The organism is Mycolicibacterium boenickei (assembly GCF_010731295.1).
GTDB classification, from domain to species: domain Bacteria; phylum Actinomycetota; class Actinomycetes; order Mycobacteriales; family Mycobacteriaceae; genus Mycobacterium; species Mycobacterium boenickei.
On sequence record NZ_AP022579.1, the window covers coordinates 2,588,081 to 2,605,582 of the forward strand.

At 66.1% G+C, this 17,502-nt stretch carries 16 protein-coding genes and 1 tRNA gene; 8 read left to right on the top strand and 9 right to left on the bottom strand.

Annotation, left to right across the window (positions count from 1 at the left end; all coding sequences use genetic code 11):
* Positions 1-53: 53 nt before the first annotated feature.
* The 3 genes from mscL to G6N57_RS12290 all read right to left on the bottom strand — a co-directional run bounded on the left by mscL (position 54) and on the right by G6N57_RS12290 (position 1,706).
* Complete coding sequence (gene mscL / locus G6N57_RS12280) at positions 54-518, bottom strand: large-conductance mechanosensitive channel protein MscL (protein ID WP_036447851.1); 465 nt, start codon at positions 516-518, stop codon at positions 54-56.
* 135 nt (positions 519-653) lie between these two features.
* Positions 654-1,313, bottom strand: a complete 660-nt coding sequence (locus G6N57_RS12285; RefSeq protein WP_077742758.1) for an SAF domain-containing protein — start codon at positions 1,311-1,313, stop codon at positions 654-656.
* Between the two features lie 69 nt (positions 1,314-1,382).
* Complete coding sequence (locus G6N57_RS12290) at positions 1,383-1,706, bottom strand: FmdB family zinc ribbon protein (protein WP_077742759.1); 324 nt, start codon at positions 1,704-1,706, stop codon at positions 1,383-1,385.
* 126 nt (positions 1,707-1,832) lie between these two features.
* Between G6N57_RS12290 and G6N57_RS12295 the strand changes: the two genes are divergently transcribed.
* Positions 1,833-2,531, top strand: a complete 699-nt coding sequence (locus G6N57_RS12295) for an HNH endonuclease family protein (protein WP_077742760.1) — start codon at positions 1,833-1,835, stop codon at positions 2,529-2,531.
* A gap of 89 nt (positions 2,532-2,620) precedes the next feature.
* On the opposite strand, the gene G6N57_RS12300 is transcribed toward G6N57_RS12295, so the two are convergent.
* The 4 genes from G6N57_RS12300 to G6N57_RS12315 form a co-directional block, all read right to left on the bottom strand.
* Positions 2,621-3,508: a universal stress protein gene (locus G6N57_RS12300; RefSeq protein ID WP_077742761.1), complete on the bottom strand. Its 888-nt coding sequence runs from the start codon at positions 3,506-3,508 to the stop codon at positions 2,621-2,623.
* A complete protein-coding gene (locus tag G6N57_RS12305; protein WP_077742762.1) occupies positions 3,505-5,337 on the bottom strand; it encodes an amino acid permease in 1,833 nt (610 codons plus the stop codon). The genes G6N57_RS12300 and G6N57_RS12305 overlap by 4 nt, the downstream gene beginning before the upstream one ends.
* Positions 5,338-5,463: 126 nt before the next feature.
* Positions 5,464-6,699 (bottom strand): PucR family transcriptional regulator, encoded by a 1,236-nt coding sequence (locus tag G6N57_RS12310; RefSeq protein ID WP_077742763.1) that lies wholly within the window; start codon positions 6,697-6,699, stop codon positions 5,464-5,466.
* An 18-nt stretch (positions 6,700-6,717) separates the two neighbouring features.
* Positions 6,718-7,305, bottom strand: a complete 588-nt coding sequence (locus tag G6N57_RS12315; RefSeq protein ID WP_077743225.1) for a 5-formyltetrahydrofolate cyclo-ligase — start codon at positions 7,303-7,305, stop codon at positions 6,718-6,720.
* Positions 7,306-7,344: 39 nt separating this feature from the next.
* Between G6N57_RS12315 and G6N57_RS12320 the strand changes: the two genes are divergently transcribed.
* The 5 genes from G6N57_RS12320 to G6N57_RS12340 all read left to right on the top strand — a co-directional run bounded on the left by G6N57_RS12320 (position 7,345) and on the right by G6N57_RS12340 (position 11,826).
* A complete protein-coding gene (locus G6N57_RS12320) occupies positions 7,345-8,274 on the top strand; it encodes a UTP--glucose-1-phosphate uridylyltransferase (protein WP_077742764.1) in 930 nt (309 codons plus the stop codon).
* 51 nt (positions 8,275-8,325) lie between these two features.
* The gene (gene glp / locus G6N57_RS12325) at positions 8,326-9,564 is read left to right on the top strand and encodes a molybdotransferase-like divisome protein Glp (RefSeq protein ID WP_077742765.1); all 1,239 of its coding nucleotides are present in this window, start codon (positions 8,326-8,328) and stop codon (positions 9,562-9,564) included.
* A gap of 46 nt (positions 9,565-9,610) precedes the next feature.
* A complete protein-coding gene (locus G6N57_RS12330; RefSeq protein WP_077742766.1) occupies positions 9,611-10,264 on the top strand; it encodes a GNAT family N-acetyltransferase in 654 nt (217 codons plus the stop codon).
* Positions 10,265-10,486: 222 nt separating this feature from the next.
* Positions 10,487-11,698: a divisome protein SepX/GlpR gene (gene sepX, locus G6N57_RS12335; RefSeq protein ID WP_077742767.1), complete on the top strand. Its 1,212-nt coding sequence runs from the start codon at positions 10,487-10,489 to the stop codon at positions 11,696-11,698.
* 55 nt (positions 11,699-11,753) lie between these two features.
* Positions 11,754-11,826 (top strand) — tRNA-Ala (locus G6N57_RS12340).
* A gap of 324 nt (positions 11,827-12,150) precedes the next feature.
* On the opposite strand, the gene G6N57_RS12345 is transcribed toward G6N57_RS12340, so the two are convergent.
* Both G6N57_RS12345 and G6N57_RS12350 read right to left on the bottom strand, forming a co-directional pair.
* Complete coding sequence (locus G6N57_RS12345) at positions 12,151-12,555, bottom strand: hypothetical protein (protein ID WP_077742768.1); 405 nt, start codon at positions 12,553-12,555, stop codon at positions 12,151-12,153.
* 5 nt (positions 12,556-12,560) lie between these two features.
* The gene (locus G6N57_RS12350; RefSeq protein ID WP_234815775.1) at positions 12,561-14,981 is read right to left on the bottom strand and encodes a polymorphic toxin-type HINT domain-containing protein; all 2,421 of its coding nucleotides are present in this window, start codon (positions 14,979-14,981) and stop codon (positions 12,561-12,563) included.
* A 640-nt stretch (positions 14,982-15,621) separates the two neighbouring features.
* Between G6N57_RS12350 and G6N57_RS12355 the strand changes: the two genes are divergently transcribed.
* Together G6N57_RS12355 and G6N57_RS12360 are read left to right on the top strand one after the other, a co-directional pair.
* Complete coding sequence (locus tag G6N57_RS12355; RefSeq protein ID WP_077742770.1) at positions 15,622-16,875, top strand: cytochrome P450; 1,254 nt, start codon at positions 15,622-15,624, stop codon at positions 16,873-16,875.
* A complete protein-coding gene (locus tag G6N57_RS12360; protein WP_077742771.1) occupies positions 16,868-17,500 on the top strand; it encodes a TetR/AcrR family transcriptional regulator in 633 nt (210 codons plus the stop codon). Before G6N57_RS12355 ends, G6N57_RS12360 begins: the two co-directional genes overlap by 8 nt.
* Positions 17,501-17,502: the final 2 nt, after the last annotated feature.

A 17,502-nucleotide genomic window follows, 5' to 3' on the forward strand; every position in this document is an offset into this window, starting at 1 on the left:
GCAGCCCCTGGAGAAATCCAGGGGCTGCTTTCGTTTGCGGGGTGTGTGCCGCGTCAGCGGTCTGCACTGGTGTGCTTGGCCGTGTCCGGGCTGGGACCGGTGCCTGGGCCGGTCACGTGCTTGCCGGTGTCGACGCTGCCGTTCTCGGCCAGCAGATCGCGGATCTCGGTGAGGATGCTCAGCTCGGTGTCCTGGGCCTGTTCGACCTCGCCGCGTTCGCGCAGCTTCTTGTACGGCAGGACGATGACGAAGTAGATCACCGCAGCCACCAGGATGAAGTTGATGGCGGCGGACAGGACGGCGTTGAAGTCGATGAACGTCTCGGGGTCGCCGCCCAGTGAGATCTTGAGGATGCCGTATTCCTTGCCCGGGCCGGCGCCGATCCGGTCGATCAGTGGCTGGACCACCTTCTCGGTGAAGGCGGTGACCAATCCGGTGAAGGCGGCGCCGATGACCACAGCAACCGCAAGATCGATGACATTGCCGCGAGATAGAAACTCCTTGAAGCCCTTCAACATGCGGGGACCCTTCCTGCAGTGTGGTGTTTTCGGTGCGACAAGCAAACAGTAACCGAGTTGGCCGAATGCCTGGGTGATTGTCGGTCAACATCTTCGTAACGAACGAATCATGTTGTCCGGCAGCGGGATCCAGTCTCAGTGGATGGTCAGTGTAACCGCCTGGACCAGGCTGATCGCCGCCACCTCATTCGCCGGGCGCGCGGGCAGCGCCACCAGGGCCACGCGATCGCTGCCCACTCCGGCACCTCGGGGCTTCTCCGAGACGAGCACCACCACGGCCCCGGAGGCCACCACGATCGGTCGGGCCGGCTGCTTGCCATCCTGATCTCCGGTCACCGTGAGTACGTCGACGACGTCGCCCGCGCGGATCAGATCGAGCAGGGCGGAGTCGGTGAGTTTGACCGGCACGATCCGGGCATCCGGGCCCGCAGCCGATTCGGCCAGCCGTGACCCGAGCAGCCGAACATCGGTCAGAACCTCGCCGCGGCGGGCCGGGGCGGTCAGCGTCGCACCGATCACCGGGGCCACGTCACGCTGGGCGCCGTCGGGCAGGGTGGCCGTACTGCGGCGTTCCAGCCGCACGTCAGCGGCGGTCAGCGCGACGCCGGGGGACAGGTCGTGGGTGGCCACCGCGATCTCGGTGTACTCGCCGTGTGGATCGGAGCGCAGGGCCGTAATCGCGGCCAGGACCACCAGCCCGGCAGCGGCGGCGCGGCGTGCGGCCACCGTCCGGGTCCAATCGGGCCGAACGGCAGTCAGCCGGCGCCAGGGTGGCGGGTTGAGAGATTCGGCCATGGCGCAACGGTAGGCGCGCGACGGCCGTGTGAGAACGACGTATTCGCCGTCCTGTGGATAACTCCCGGGCTAGCTCGAAGCTGCCGCGGCGGGCGCTGCGCTGGAGCTGCTGGAGGAGCTGCTCGACGAGGAAGAGGACGACGAGTCCGAGGACGTGCTCGACGAGGTGCTCTCCGAGCTCTTGGCGGGGGAGCCGTTGGACGAGCTCTTGCCCGACTCGCGGTTGTCGGTGCGGTAGAAACCGCTGCCCTTGAACACCACTCCGACCGACCCGAAGAGCTTGCGCAGCTTGCCGGAGCACTTGGGGCAGGTGGTCAGCGCGTCGTCGCTGAAGGCCTGCACCGCATCGAACCGATTGCCGCACTCAGTGCACGCGTAGGAATAGGTAGGCACGAAAACCCTCCGAGTTGGTCAAACTTGTTAGCACTCTACCGGCTCAAGTGCTAGAACCGCTACGTGGGCCATGTCATTCCCGCGGGCCGCAGGCGCCGGCGCACCGGAAGGCTAGCGGTATTGGTCGTGGTGGCGGTAATTCTGGCGGTGGCGGCCGTACTCGTGGTGGCCCGCACGCGGGAGGCCGGGTCGGCCGACCAGCCTTCAGCGCAGCCGCCGCCCTCCGCTCAGCCTCCCGGGCCCTCGCAGCGGACCCCCGGCTTCGACCATGCCCGCATGCTGCTGGCGGGTCTGCCGGTCAAAGGCTGGGACCGCCACACCGACTACGCCCGGTCCCGCTTTGGCGAGGCGTGGAGCGACGACGTCAACGTCGAGTTCGGTCACAACGGCTGCAACACCCGAGACGACATCCTGCGTCGCGACCTGGCTCGGCTGACCGTCCGTCCCGGCACCTGTTATGCCGCCACTGGTGTGCTGCACGATCCGTACACCGGTGTCGAGATCGCCTTCACCCGTGGGCCCGACACGTCCAGCGCGGTGCAGATCGATCACCTGGTGTCGCTGTCGGACGCCTGGTACAAGGGCGCACGGACCTGGGACCCGCAGCGGCGCAAGGACTTCGCGAATGATCCACGCAACCTCATCGCCGTGGCCGCCCAACCCAATTTCGACAAGGCCTTCCGCGACGCGGCCAGTTGGCTGCCGCCCAACGTGGCGTTCCGTTGCGAGTTCGTGGCCCGTCAGGTCGACGTGAAAAATACCTACGGACTGTGGGTCTCGGCGAAAGAGAAACACGCGATGGAAGCGGTGCTGGGTGACTGCTAGCCGCAGCGCCGGTGCCGCGCTCTAAACCGAGGATTCCTGCTCAATGGTGACTGGAATCCTAGGTGTAAACCCCCGCGGCGCCGAGGCTCTTAGCCCGCCTTGTATCGCGGCGCGATCATCACCGGCACCGGCGACCGGCGCAAGATCTTGCCGGCGGCCGAGCCCAGGAACACCTGCGCGGTTGGGGCCGCCGCACCCGAACCGAGCACGAGCATGTCTCCGGATTCCCACCCGATGCTCTGCACCGCGGCGTTCCAATCGTGGCCGGCACCGACCACCACGTCGACGTCGGGAACCGCCATCTGGTCGCGAATAGCCTTGAGCTGCTTGGTGATCTCGGCAATGGTGCGCCGTGACCACTGCTGGACCACCAACTCCTCGGCCGAGGTTTCGATGGTGCCGGCGAACGCGGCCGTGTTGCGAACCGTGAACGATACGATCCGCAGCCTGGCCTTCCAGGCTGCGGCCAGCTCGGCGGTGGCCGGGATGAGCCCGTTGACGTCGGCTTCTCCGCCGTAGGCCGCGGTGAGGCGGCCGATGGGGACGTCGGTCTGGGTGTACCCGCGGGGCGCGAAGGCGACCGGCACCCGGGCGGTGTGCACCAGCCGCTCGGTCACACTACCCAGGGCGACCCGGCCGATCATCCCCGATGAGGACGAGCCGACCGATACCAACGTCGCCCGGTGAGCATCGGCCAGTTCCATCAAACCTGTTGGTATCGAGGTGGATTCGTGTACGACGGGGATGACGTCCAGCTCGACGGGCAGCACCGCGACAGCGCGCTGCAAGGCCTGCGTGGCCTGCGCGCGGACGTACGCCAGGTACTCGCCCTCGACCGGGTCGTCACGCGGTGGCCAGGCCCGTTCCACCACCGCGGCGGCGATCACCTGCTCGCCGGTGGTGCGGGCGAGCTGGATGGCCAGATTCAGCGGTGCGCTGCTGTGCCGGCTGGCGCTGAACGCCGCCAGGATGGTCACGACGCGTGCTCCTCGGTGCGCACTCGCGACACCACGTGCGTCACCGGGATCTGGTAGTCGGCGCGGGCCCGGTCGACGACGTCGAAGCGGTGCCACACCGAGTCCTCCGGCGGCAGTGTCGATATCACGATCTGGTCGGGCCGGAACGTGTCGACGGCGTGCGCCAGGGCCCGCAGCGGTCGGTAGTCGCCCAGCTCGCCGTCGGCTTGCAACTGCTCGGAGCGCAATGTGTTCAGCGTCTGATCGAGGCGGTTCTGCGCCGCGCGGGTGGTGGCCTCCGAGATGTCGAGAGGACCGTGCGTGGCGGCCACCCCGGTGTCGATCGGACTGGCCGGCACCACCACCTGATAGACGGTGTCGCGGTCGGCTCCGATGCGACGCAGCTCGTCGAGCAGCTCGGTGGATTCCACGGTCTGATTGGCCAGCACCAGTACGCGGTGCGGATGCGCGGCACCGGCCTCCGGGGAAACGCCGGCCACCTCGGGACGGTGTGAGATGAACCAGCGGTTCGCCACGAACAGCACGATCACCACGGCCCACGACAACAAGCTCATGGTCAGCGCGGTCCGGTTGTCCCCGCCCTGCACGAACATCTGCACCAGGATCGCGAAGATGGCCGTCGCGGTGAGGATGGACAGCACCGGGAACAGCCACATCTTGACCTTGAGGGTGTCGGCCGAGGCGCGGTACCGCAGCACGATCTGGGAGACCGCGATCAGCAGGTAGACGAACAGGATCACCGCTCCGCTGGAATCCAGCAGGAACTTGAAGATGAAGTCCGGCGAGAACGCCGAGGCGATCACGCCCAGGAAACCGATGACCGACGATGCCAGGATCGCGGCCGCTGGAACGCCGCGCCGCGTCACCGAGACCAATTGTGGCGGTGCCTCGCGGCGCGCCGCCAGCACGAACAGCATCCGAGAGGCGGTGTACATCCCGGAGTTCAAGCAGCTCAGCACGGCCGTGAGCACCACCGCGTTCATGATGTGATCGGCGTAGGGGATGCCTATCTCGGTGAAGGCCGACACGAACGGCGACGCGGCGACCTGCTCGCTGTTCCACGGCAGGATCGTCACGAGCAGGAACGCCGAACCGACGAAGAACACCGCGATGCGCAGGATCACCGAGTTGGCGGCCTTCGCCACCGCGCGCTCGGGATCGGAAGATTCGGCGGCCGCGATGGTAGCGATCTCGGCGCCGACCATCGAGAAGATCACCGTCACCACACCGACCGTGACCGCCATGGCGCCGAGCGGGAAGAAGCCGCCGTGCGAGGTCAGGTTCGAGAAGTCCATCTCCTTGTGCGGCCACAACCCGATGACGTACAGCGAACCCAGGCCGATGAACGCCAGGATCGCGGCCACCTTGATGCCGGCGAACCAGTATTCAAACTCGCCGAACGACGACACCGAGAACAGGTTGGTGGCGGTCATCGCGATCAACAGGATCAGTGCCGTCAGCCAGATGGGGACGTCGACCCAGAACTGGATGATCTTCGCGCCGGCGATGGCTTCGAAGCCGACCACGATCACCCAGAAGTACCAATACAGCCAGCCGACCGAGAAGCCGGCCCAGTTGCCGAGCGCATTGCGCGAATAGTCGGCGAACGATCCGGTCGACGGATTGGCAACGGCCATTTCGGCGAGCATCCGCATGACCATGATGACCAGAACCCCGGCGAGGGCATAGGTGATGAAGACACCGGGGCCGGTTTTGCCGATGACCACGCCGGAACCGACGAACAGTCCGGCGCCGATGACGCCGCCGATCGCGATCATCCGCAGTTGTCGCTGACTCAGCGCCTTTTTCAGGGCGGGTGTTTCACCCATGTGCGTACCGACTCCTCCGTGGTATGTGACTCAGCTCACAAACGGCCAGAAGGGAAACGCTATGCCCGTCGGCGGCTCGTCGGAGCCGAAATCGGGCCGAAACTGTAGGAAACTCGCGCGGCCCGTTCAGACACTTGTCGAATCGGGCCGGTAGAGCCCGGCCAGGCGCGCCAGGCGCAGGCTCAGCATCAGATCGAAACGGGTTTCACCGTCGCTGAGATCGCTGCCGACGGCCTCGGTCAGCTTCTCCAACCGGTAGTACAGCGTGGACCGGTGCAGATACATGTCCTCGGAGGTGCGTCGCACGTCGCCGCCGTTGGCCAGGTAGGTCTCGAGCGTGCGGAGCAGGTCTTCGCGACCCTGCTCGATCAGGCTGACGATGCCTGAGTGGACCAGCTCGCCGAGCCGGTCCCGGTCGTAGGCCTGGCCCAGCAGCGCCAGCGTGCGCCACGAGCCGAGGGCGGACCAGTCGACCACCTGGACGCTGCCCACGCCGACGCCGGCCAGCATCAGCGCCAGCCGCGCCTGCCGAAACCCAAGGGCGGCTTGCGTTATCGGCAGGGGAGCGCCGGAGGCCCCGATCTCTGGGCGGGTTCCGTAGCTGGCCCGGACCGCCTCCGCAACAGTTTCGGCGGTCGCGGGGGAACCGGGGTCGGAACGCGACACCGCCAGGACGGTGGTCGGGGATCCGGCCATGGTGTACCACCGGCGCGTCCGGTCGGTGGCCGTCAACCGCAACCGCAGCGCCAGGCCTCGATCTATCGGATCGCCCGCGCCGTCAGCGCCTGGCTCGAACGCGAAAACCTGGACCACGTCGTGCGGCTCGGCCATCGACCTGGTGTGCAGTTCGGCGACCACCGCATGGGCCTGCCCGGGGTCCTCGGCGGCGATCAGCCGCATCAGCAGGCCCTGCTGCGCGGACTCTTCGGCGCGCAGCGCGGCGTTGCGGCGGTCGAGGATGTCCAGCAAGTCGGCACCCGCCCGCTTGGCCAGCTGCTCGCCGTGCTCGGGCAGTGACCCCTCGGGGACGATGATCCAGAGGTAGCCGAACCGCTCGGACGCCGACCGTACCGGCACACAGAACCGCGGCATCAGATTGTGTTGCGGGAACGCCGGAATCCACAGCGCCGAGTCCGCCGACCCGATGCCGAATTCGAACAGCGCCGCCTTGACCTCCGCGCGGGTCTCGCGTTGCAGCACGCTGTGGACCCGCACGTCGTCGAGTTCGCCGAGCTGACGGCTGTGGGTGATCGGGGTCAGCTCCTCGTCGTCCAGCAGCACGGCCCGGTCCAGGGTTTGAGCCAGCGCGTCGACGATCAGCTGCATGCGGCCACTGAAGTCAGCGCTCACCGGATCGGCCACCTGACGATTCTGGACCGTTCAACGCCGCAACGTCACGATTCCGCCCGACGGCGTCAGCGCGTGCGTCATCCGTACGTCGTGGGGATCGGCCGGCACCTCGTCGACCAGTTCGTCGTCGCGCACCACCGCGACCAGGCGCGCGTGCGGTGCGGCGTAGATGAGGCTGCGGTCGTAGAACCCGGCGCCGCGGCCCAGCCGGTTCCCGTTGCGGTCGACGGCCAGCGCGGGCACGAGGATCACCTCGGCGTCCGCGATCCGTCCGGCGGGCAACCACGGGGGTGCGGGCTCGCGGAGGCCGAACTCCGCCGCCACCAACGTGCCGGGCTCGTACGGGCCCCACTGCATCGGCATGCCGCGGCCGTCGCCGTCGTTGCGGGCGACCGGAAGCAGCACGCGCACACCGAGTTCCAGAAGGGTGTCCAACAGCGCCTGCGACCCGGGTTCGGAGCCGACGGGAACATAGGCGCACACCGTTTGCCCGTCGCGCACCAACGAGGGCAGCCAGCGGCAAAGCGCCTGCGCCTCGCTGTCGCGGCGGTCGGCCGGCAGCGCCCGTCTGGCCCGAAGAACGTCAGCTCTCAACTCGGTCTTTGTCGGCGGGGTCACGCCCTCCACCTTTTCAGAACGGACACTAGGGTGTGAACGATGAGCACGTCTCACAAGGCACCTGAGGTGCCGATTCCCTACACGGCCGTGGTCCCGGCGGCCGGTCTGGGTACGCGATTCCTGCCCGCCACCAAGACGGTGCCCAAGGAATTGCTGCCGGTCGTCGACACCCCAGGCATCGAGCTGGTCGCCGCCGAGGCGGCCGAGGCCGGTGCCGAGCGCTTGATCATCATCACCTCCGAAGGCAAAGACGGCGTCGTCGCGCACTTCGTCGAGGACCTGGTGCTCGAGGGCACGCTGGAGGCTCGCGGCAAGAAGACGATGCTGGAGAAGGTCCGTCGCGCTCCGGCCCTGATCAAGGTCGAATCCGTGGTGCAGGCCGAGCCGCTGGGCCTGGGGCACGCCGTCGGCTGCGTCGAGGGCTCGCTGGCTCCCGACGAGGACGCGATCGCGGTGCTGCTGCCCGATGATCTGGTGCTGCCCACCGGTGTGCTGGAGACCATGTCCAAGGTTCGCGCCAAGCGCGGCGGAACCGTGCTGTGCGCCATCGAGGTGCCCGAAGACGAGATCAGTGCCTACGGCGTCTTCGACGTCGAGACCGTGCCCGACGCGGCCAACCCGAACGTGCTGCGGGTCAAGGGCATGGTGGAAAAGCCCAAGTCCGACGATGCGCCGTCGCCCTACGCCGCCGCCGGCCGCTACCTCCTGGACCGGGCGATCTTCGATGCGTTGCGCCGGGTTTCGCGCGGGGTGGGCGGGGAGATCCAGCTGACCGACGCCATCGCGCTGCTGATCGAAGAGGGGCATCCGGTCCATGTCGTCGTGCACCGCGGAGCCCGACACGACCTGGGAAATCCCGGCGGCTACCTGAAGGCTGCGGTTGACTTTGCGTTGGAACGTGACGACTACGGCCCCGATTTGCGGCGGTGGTTGGTCGAACGATTGGGTCTGACCGGACAGGACGGCTAGCAACGCGTCGGGTGTCCGGCAGTCGGGGGCCCGTAGATAGAAAGGCGTGTTGTGCGTTCGGTGGAGGAACAGCAGGCTCGGGTAGCGGCTGCTGCGGTGGCCCCCCGACCGGTGCGAGTGGCCATCGCCGAGTCTCAGGGCCTGATGTGTGCCGAAGAGGTCGTCACCGAACGACCCATGCCTGGATTCGATCAGGCCGCGATCGACGGTTACGCGGTGCGCAGCGTCGACGTGCTGTCCGTGGGTGACGGCGCCGGGGAGATCAGCCTGCCCGTGATGGGCTCGATCGAGGCGGGAGCCCGCACCCCGAGCCGGTTGCAGCCGCGGCAGGCCGCGCGCGTGCAGACCGGCGCACCGATGCCCACTCTGGCCGATGCGGTGCTGCCGTTGCGATGGACCGACGGCGGTGAGAGCCGGGTCCGCATCCTGCGCAGTGTGCGCTCGGGCGCCTATGTCCGGCGCACCGGTGACGATGTGCAACCCGGCGACGTCGCGGTCCGGGCGGGCACCATCATCGGCCCGGCCCAGGTGGGTCTGCTGGCCGCGGTCGGGCGGGACCGGGTGCTGGTGCATCCGCGGCCGAGGTTGTCGGTGATGTGCGTGGGCGGTGAGCTCGTCGACGTGTCCCGCAATCCGGGCACGGGCCAGGTGTACGACGTGAACTCCTATGCGCTGGCCGCGGCGGGCCGCGACGCGGGTGCCGAGGTCAACCGGGTCGGCATCATCAGCACCGACCCCGGGGAATTACGGGAAACCGTTGAGGGCCAAGTCAATCGCAACGAGATCGTGGTCATCGCCGGTGCCGTGGGCGGAGCCGCCGCCGAGTCGGTGCGCACCGTGCTCTCTGAACTCGGCGAGATGGAAGTGGCGCGGATCGCGATGCACCCGGGCTCGGTGCAGGGCTTCGGCCAGCTCGGCCGCGACCGCGTTCCGGTGTTCCTGCTGCCCGCCAACCCGGTAAGTGCGCTGGTGGTGTTCGAGGTGATGGTGCGCCCGCTGATCCGGCTCTCGCTGGGCAAGCGCCAGCCGATGCGCCGCATGGTTCAGGCCCGCACCCTGTCCCCGATCAGCTCGGTGGCCGGCCGTACGGGGTACCTGCGCGGGCAGTTGATGCGTGACCAGGACACCGGCGAATACCTGGTCCAGGCCCTAGGCGGGGCGCCGGGCGCGTCGACCCACCTGCTGGCCACGCTCGCCGAGGCGAACTGTCTCGTGGTGATTCCGAGTGAGGTCGACGAGGTTCGCACCGGCGAAACCGTGGATGTGGCATTCCTGGCTCAGCGCGGCTGATAAGACTTCATTCGATGAATGACGGTGTGACGAATCGACAATGCGGATGAGCCTGTTCCGCTCCAACGCTTTTCACCCGGGCTGGCCCGGTCCGGTCGGGCCGCTGCGGGTTCCGGCCGGGGTGGTGCGGCTACGCCCGGTGCGGCTGCGTGATGCCGCGGTGTGGAGCCGCATCCGGCTGGCCGACCAGGCCCACTTGGAGCCGTGGGAGCCGGTGAGTGGTGTGGATTGGCATGTCCGCCATGCTGTTTCGTCGTGGCCGACGATCTGCTCAGGTCTGCGCAGTGAGGCCCGGCGCGGGCGGATGCTGCCCTATGTGATCGAGCTCGACGGGCAGTTCGCCGGCCAGCTGACGATCGGCAACGTCACGCACGGTGCGCTGCGGTCGGCGTGGATCGGCTACTGGGTGGCCAGCGACAAGACCGGCGGCGGGGTGGCGACCGGTGCGCTCGCGCTGGGGCTCGACCACTGCTTCAACGGCGTGCAGCTGCACCGGGTGGAGGCCACGGTGCGCCCGGAGAACGCGGCGAGCCGGGCCGTGCTGGCGCGGGTGGGTTTCCGCGAGGAGGGGCTGCTGCGTCGCTACCTCGAGGTGGACGGCGCCTGGCGCGACCATCTTCTGGTGGCGGTCACGTTGGAAGAGCTCAAGCACTCGGCGGCCCAGTCGCTGGTTTCGGCCGGCCGGGCCAGTTGGTGCTGATCCGGCGCGCCGTGTCGAAACTGCGCCCACGGTCGTGATTTCGCCGGATCCACAGCCCTGGAAGCAATCTCAGCGAATCGGCTCTCATCCGCTGTTACCAATGTGACACATGTGACTGTTGGTGCTTGTATCGATCGAATTACAGGTGTGTAATTGTGTCGGCGCGCCATCCATGGATGCGCTGGTCACAGACCTAGCCTGAAGGGGAAAGGAGCAGGCGTCATGCCAAGCATCCCCCAGTCACTGCTGTGGATTTCCCTCGTCGTTCTCTGGCTTTTCGTTTTGGTTCCGATGTTGATCAGCAAGCGCGACTCGGTCCGTCGTACCAGTGACGTCGCCCTGGCGACCCGAGTCCTCAACAGCGGACGCAACGCACAACGCTTACGACGCGGCCCCGCCGCCGGGCACCACAGCGATCCGCACTGGCGGCCAAGCGCCGACCACCTCGACGAGGATCTCGATGAAGACCTCGAGGACGAGGCGCCTGCCGAAGTGCGGGTGCACGCGACCGTGCAGCGCACCGTCGTGGTGGCCGCCGCGAGTGTCGAGACCCCCGAACCCGATTACCTCGACGTCGACATCGTCGACGAGGATTCCGGTGCCCTGCCGGTCGGTGCGATGGCCAAGGCGGCTCAGGCCGAGGCGGCGCCCGAGGAAGTCGGCGAGCCCGAACTCGAATTGGAGTTCGAGACCGAGCCCGAGGCTGAGCCCGAACCCGAGCCGGAGCCCGTCGCGGTCGACGAACCGGTCGAAGAAACGATCGAGGAGCCCGTCGAGGAATTCGACGCCGTCGAGTCGGAAGCCCAAACCGAGCGGATCGCAGTCGATCTCGACGAGGCCGAGGAGCCTGAGCCGGTCCAGGAGACTGAGGACCCGGAGGATTTCGCCGACGACGAGTACGAATACGTCGCCGACGAGACAGGCCTGGAACCCGAAGCCGAGGACGAGCCGGTCGAGGAAGACCAGTCCGAGGCACGCGTCGCGTCGTTGGGCGCGACCCGGCAACGCCGGTTCGAATCCAAGAAGGCCGCGGAGATCAGCGCCCGCAAGTTCCGGTTCCGCAAGCGTGTACTCGCGCTGCTGGCCGCCACGTTGCTGTTCTCGGCGGGAGCCGCCTTCCTGGTGACACCGTCGGCCTGGTGGGTGTGTGGCACTGCCGGCACGCTGACCGTGCTGTACCTGGCTTACCTGCGCCGTCAGACGCGCATCGAGGAGCAGCTGAGGCGTCGCCGTGCGCAGCGCATGGCCCGCTCCAGGCTGGGCGTGGAGAACACCGACGACCACAAGCTCGACGTCGTACCGGCCCGGCTGCGCAGGCCCGGGGCAGTGGTCCTCGACATCGACGACGAGGATCCGATCTTCGAGCATCTGGCCTACGCGTCGTACGGGTCGATGTCGCGCGAATACGATCTACCGCGTGCTTCCGGGCAGTAGGGCGGCCGGTTTCGTCTCCCGGGGGCAGTCCTGGTAGCCTTTCCACTCGGTATTAGGGGCTATAGCGCAGTTGGTAGCGCGTCTCGTTCGCATCGAGAAGGTCAGGGGTTCGATTCCCCTTAGCTCCACTCTCAAATGGCAGGTCAGGCAACTGATCTGCCATTTTTTGACTCGGCCACAAGCCGCCGCTGCGGAGAAGCTCCCGCTGATGCGCGGAGCGGGATGGATCCTTCTGTGTTTGAGGGTGCCCAGCACGCGGAGCTGCCGTGGAACCAGCTAGGCGAGTCCGGTTCGCGGGCCTCTAGCCGGCCCGCCGGGGGTGCGGAATGATGATCGCCCGCAGCATTTTTGGAGACGCGGGTCAGACGGCCGATCCGGTCATCTCACAGGCCACATCGGCGCCCAGAGCGTTGGGTCCTCCTGAATATGTGCAGCGGCGCAGCTGGCGGGGATCATTTGGGATCTATGAGAACGTTGACCTCACGCGCTGCTGACGGCCTGTCTACAAAGATCTGGAGGCGGATCGTTTCACCGGGCTCAAAGGGACACTTGGCGATCGTATCCTCCGCATTGCCTACCGCTAGATATCCACTGTCAAGCATCAATTCGCCCGAATATATGCGCTCGCCCAGAGGCTGTTCGGAAGCTCCCTGGTATATCCTCACGCGAATATCGGTGTCGCTGTCAATAGCTTCATCCGCGGTGATAGTCCTCACCAGCACAGAATGGTCCGTGTAGGTACAAGCCGACTCGCCAGATTCCGCGCCGTCGGGAGTGTCGAAATCCTCGATGTATACCCGGTGGTAGTCAGGAAATACTTCCGTCTCCAGAATCAACAAGTTCTTCGGACCCGGCATGATGTCTATCCCTTTGGCTTGTTGTGGTTCTGCTTGCTCTTTTTATTTTTCTTCTTTTGCTTCTTCTTATCCTGATGCTTTTGTTTGCGTTTCTGCTTCACCTTCTTACGGTCGGGCTTTTTGTTGGATTTGGCCTTTGTCGGGTTCGTGCTCTGGCCTTGCCGAGTGCCGCCCGCTGAACCCTGCTGACGAACGGAGGGTTGAATGACACCTTGACGGCTTGCGTCCTGCGAATCGTAGCGTTGCTTGTTCGCACACTCTGGGCAGCGTGTCTTCCCGTCAGTGCCCCGATATGTCGTCGTGAACCGATCGCCTGGTCGTACCTTCTGATCGCGACTGAGGGATCGAACCAAGTCGCCCTCGATATCCGATTCGCTGCGCAGCTGGGACGTGACGTGGGCGCCCCTGCCGCCCTCTTCCGACGACGCATAGGGGTACTCGTGTTTGACCTTTCCCTCGCCAGCGGATGGCAAGTGTCCAGTTGCTTGTCGACGGCGTCGAACGGTGTCTTTGGGATCGCCTTTCGTCAGGACCTCTGGGCGACCGTTCTCGATTGCGTCAAGGTTGTGGTTGTAATGTCCCGGCACGACGCTCTCGTTGTAAACAAGCGACGGCACCTCGGTGGTGTGTCCGCAATCGAGCTTTGTGCAGGCGGGCAGGCTCTTCGGTCCGTAGTCGGCCGGCATCGGGCAGTTGTGGACAAGGACCGGCGCTGCCGTGGTCGTGACGTAGAAGGTATGCGTGTTCTCGATGGTGAGGTCCCACATGTGGGCGTCACCGTCCACGGGTGTAACCGACTTGACCTCTGCGGCATCACCGTTGGGGGTGTAGAGGCCGTCACCGGAACGAAGATCCGCCGCGTCGGTCCAGCCGGGTCCGTTGGCCTGACTGGGTGTGGTGACGGCTGACAGGCCACGAACCGGGTTCTGCGCACGACTGGGGCTGTAGAACGGATGGCGTTCAGTGGTGTGGACGAGCGCAGATTCACCGGCGGTGTTGGTGATGGTGAGGTCGAGCAGGTCGGTGTCGTGATTGACGAGCACCGCCTGAACCGTCTGGGGTCCTGACCGGCCGGTGGCGGGGTCGGTTGACCACACCAGATCACCGATACTGACTTCTGCGATGGGGCGACTGGTGCCATCTGCCAGCAGCACGAACGTATTGGGGCTGAACGACTGTCCCGCACAGGGTATTTCCGGTGTTTTACCCGCAGTCGGTGGCGCGTTGGGTGCCTTTGGTGACAACCCCGGCACGGTGGGCGGTTTCGCCGCGCGGGCTGCCGCCACCTCGTCGGCGAGTTGTGCTGGTGGGGTGGGTGCGGCTTTGGCGACGTCGACGATGTCAGCGGTGTGTTTGGCGAGTTGTTCGGCCGCTTGCTCAACGCCTTCTTTGATGACCTTTTTGGTTGCGCCTTGCGGGGTGACCATGGAGGCGGCGCCGAGCACGTTGGAGGCGATGCCAAGTGCTTGGTTGTCGGGCATGGCGGCTGCGGCGATGTCCACGCCGGCGCTGGCCAGGTTGACTGTGGCCGAGGCGATCATGGCCGCGCTGGCGGGTCCGCCGACTCCGGTGAGCGCGAGGGCGACGCCGCCGACGAGCATGGCCGATTCGAGCGGGTTTTCTTTGACGAATGTGCCGACAGCTTTCGCTCCGGAGACGGTGGCCGACATCGCGGTGGAGGCCGCCGAGGTCACGGTGTTGGTGACGGAGTTGACCGCGTTGGTGACCGAATCGAACAGTCCCTCGGGGGGTGCGGCCCCGCCGGCTCTGGCGAGGTGCAGGGGTGGGTCGACATACACCGGCCACGTGGTGCCCGGTTGAGGATCGAACACCTCGGCCAACGCATACAACTGCGGGGCGAGCTGCTTGACCACATACGAACTCGGTACCAAAGCGCCGGTGACGTCGCGGGTTTCGGCCGGGGAGAACAGGCCGATGGTCTCGGCGGCCGGGGTGGCCCGGTTGATCGTGAGGTTGCCGTTGGTGTGGGCCAGCATCACCGTGTCAGCAGGGGTGCGGACGAACGTGGTGATCATCCGCGGCCCAGCGGGACCGTTGATCCGCGCGACCGTGCGGGTGCCGGTGGTGGTGTTCTCGGCCAGGAAGTCAAAGCCTGCACCGGCATTCGGATAGATCACCTGGCCACCGGCGGCCTGCTGAGCGGGTCCGAGGCCACCGGGCAGCACCACCTGTACGGGGCCGGCCGCTGTTGGTGAGGTCAGACCGGCCACCGGGTCCTCGGGCAGTCCGGCTCGGCGCTGCTGCGGGGACAAGGCAGGGTCCGAACCTACCGCCGAGTCATCGAACGCGGCGACTGCGGCATTGGCGAACCCCTCAATCGCCGACGCCGCAGTCGCCGCCACTGCGTCGCTGTCCTGCTCCGCAGTGGGTGCGATCAGGTGTAGCCCGCCGAGCGTAACCGCCACCGCGCACACGATGGCTAGCCACCGTGCGGGCCAACCGAGCCAGAGTATTTGCCAATCTTCAGGTAGGAAATTTGCTGTACGAGTTGGAACGCCTCGTTTGTGCCGCATGTGATCCCCCGATCAGCAACATGTCTGGAGGCAGTTCATCGTCTGCTCCCAGGTGATTTCGGGACAGTAATCCGGCGCATACTCACTCGTCAACTGCCAGTTAAGGCTGTCTGAGTGCTGGTATCGGCTCGGCGGACCTTTGTTGGTAGCAAAGAATCCTGGGTTCGCTCGACCCGCAGGTAGTGATGTGGGCCATCGAAAAATGCAGGTCTGCTAAGGTCCTATGTGTGTTTGCTCACACGCCCTCGATGGGTAGCTGATTCCCGTCGCTCGTGCCCAAGCTCCCGGGGCGGAAGGCGCGAGTACTCGCAGGCGGTCTCACCGTGGGGCGCGGTGGCCGCGCCCGCATCCAGCGTTGCGGTCCGTCTGTTCGGACGCATAGTGGAAAAACGTATGACCTAGTCGTTGGACGCGTGGACCTAGGTGGCGATAAAGCGGGATGGCATTGACGTCCGGACGGCAGTGGTCATACGCTTCGGATAATTATGTCGCTTTGGTGTCCGCGTGGGTCTCGCGAAAGACAGGAACGTCAATGAACGTGAACAGCGCCGCTCCCAACGTCTTCGAGGCTGGGCTTCCGACGCTCACGTACAGCCTCACTGCCACGCCGCACGACATCCTCGAAGATGTCCGGCTGGCGCAAGCCCGCGCGCCCATTGCCATCGGACCTCTCGGCCCGGAAATACTTTCCTACGAGCTGGCTCGCGAGATATTGCGCGACAACAGGTTCCGCCTCCCGCCCGGAATCACTCTGGCGGCGCAGGGCATCACCTCAGGTCCGTTGTACGACAAGATGACGACCAGTCTCCTCGGCCTGGACGGCGCACCACATGTTCGGCTGCGCAAGCTGGTTTCCAAGGCGTTCACGCCCCGCGCGACCTCACGTCTCCAAGGCACCATCCACGAGGTGATGAACGGGCTGATCGACCGGGTGGTGGACTCCGGCGAGTGCGACGTCGTGACCGACATCGCGCGTCCTTACCCCACCCCGATCATGTGCGCGTTGCTCGGTGCGCCGCGCGGGGATTGGCAGTTGTTCGCGGACTGGACCGAAGAGGTCTTCAAAGCCCTCAACTTTCAGCCGGATGCCGACTTTGATGAGTCGGCGATCATGCGCGCCTGGGGTGAACTCGACGCGTACGTCGACGGGATGGTCGCCGCCCGCCGAGACAATCTGACCGATGATCTGCTGTCGGAGCTCATTCGCGCTGAAAGTGACGGCGACCGGCTGAACCTGGACGAACTCCGCATGCTGGTGGCCGGCTTCCTGATGGCGGGAACGGATACGACGCGAAACCAGCTGGCGGCATCGGTTCAGGTGCTCTGCGAGCATCCGGACCAATGGGCCAAGCTGCGCGACAATCCGGAGCTGGCAATGCAGGCAGTGGAGGAGAGCATGCGCCACTCGCCCGCGGCCTGCATCGTGCCGCGTGCCGCCGTCGAGGATGTCGAGTTCGGTGGCTATCTGTTCCCGGCCGGAACCTTCGTCCTCGCGAACACCTTTGCCGCCAACCGAGATCCAGCGATCTATACCGATGCCGATCGCTTCGACATCACCCGCAAGGACGTCCCCGCAATCCTGACGTTCGGCGGTGGCGCGCATTACTGCCTGGGTGCGAACCTGGCACGCCGCGAACTGGCCGAAGCACTCACGGTCCTCACCCGCCGCCTCTCCGGCACCCAACGCGTCGGCCCGGCCCCGTGGAGATCCCTGCTGGGAATGACCGGTCCGACAACGCTTCCGATTCAATTCACCAGCGAAAGACTTGTGACGGCGGATGCGTAGCCGTGGCTGGGCGGGTTTGACGCCCTCATCGGACGAGGAAGCCATTTCGCGCATCCTGACCGCTGTCGACGAGGAGATCGCCGAACATGGGCCGGCGATCCGACTTGCCGACGTGGCCCGCAGACTCGGAGTCACCCGCCAGACGGTGTACCGCTACTTTCCGAACGCCGACGCCCTGCTCATCGCCAGCGCGATGCGCGCTGTCAACGGATTCATCGACCAGGTCGCAGATCATGTCAGCGGGCTCAACGACCCGGTCACCGCCGTGGTCGAGAGCGTTTCATTCGGAGTCGAGAGCCTCTCCGGTGATCCTCAGCTGGAGCGGTTGCTGACCCGGCGAGATGAGGGCGAAGCGGTCGTCTCGCTGACCTCCGACACGGCAATAGCATTCTGCTTGTCCGTTTTTCACCGTCTCGACGTCGATTGGCAGCTGCACGGCTTCGACACCGCCGCGCTCCGTGAACTTGCCGAGATGACTTTGCGCACCGTGCATTCCATGCTGACGGATCCTGGGCAAGAACCGCGCCAGGGACTCGCATTGCGCCACTTCGTTGCTCGATGGTTGGGCCCGGCGGTGCTCTATCCCAGATTGATGTCGCTGTCGATCCACGGGCAGGAGCGCTAGCG

Coding starts and splice junctions, on each gene's coding strand:
- mscL (WP_036447851.1), bottom strand. CDS start 518: ATGTTGAAGGGCTTCAAGGAGTTTCTATCTCGCGGCAATGTCATCGAT.
- G6N57_RS12285 (WP_077742758.1), bottom strand. CDS start 1,313: ATGGCCGAATCTCTCAACCCGCCACCCTGGCGCCGGCTGACTGCCGTT.
- G6N57_RS12305 (WP_077742762.1), bottom strand. CDS start 5,337: ATGGGTGAAACACCCGCCCTGAAAAAGGCGCTGAGTCAGCGACAACTG.
- G6N57_RS12320 (WP_077742764.1), top strand. CDS start 7,345: ATGAGCACGTCTCACAAGGCACCTGAGGTGCCGATTCCCTACACGGCC.
- G6N57_RS12330 (WP_077742766.1), top strand. CDS start 9,611: ATGAGCCTGTTCCGCTCCAACGCTTTTCACCCGGGCTGGCCCGGTCCG.
- sepX (WP_077742767.1), top strand. CDS start 10,487: ATGCCAAGCATCCCCCAGTCACTGCTGTGGATTTCCCTCGTCGTTCTC.
- G6N57_RS12345 (WP_077742768.1), bottom strand. CDS start 12,555: ATGCCGGGTCCGAAGAACTTGTTGATTCTGGAGACGGAAGTATTTCCT.
- G6N57_RS12355 (WP_077742770.1), top strand. CDS start 15,622: ATGAACGTGAACAGCGCCGCTCCCAACGTCTTCGAGGCTGGGCTTCCG.
- G6N57_RS12360 (WP_077742771.1), top strand. CDS start 16,868: ATGCGTAGCCGTGGCTGGGCGGGTTTGACGCCCTCATCGGACGAGGAA.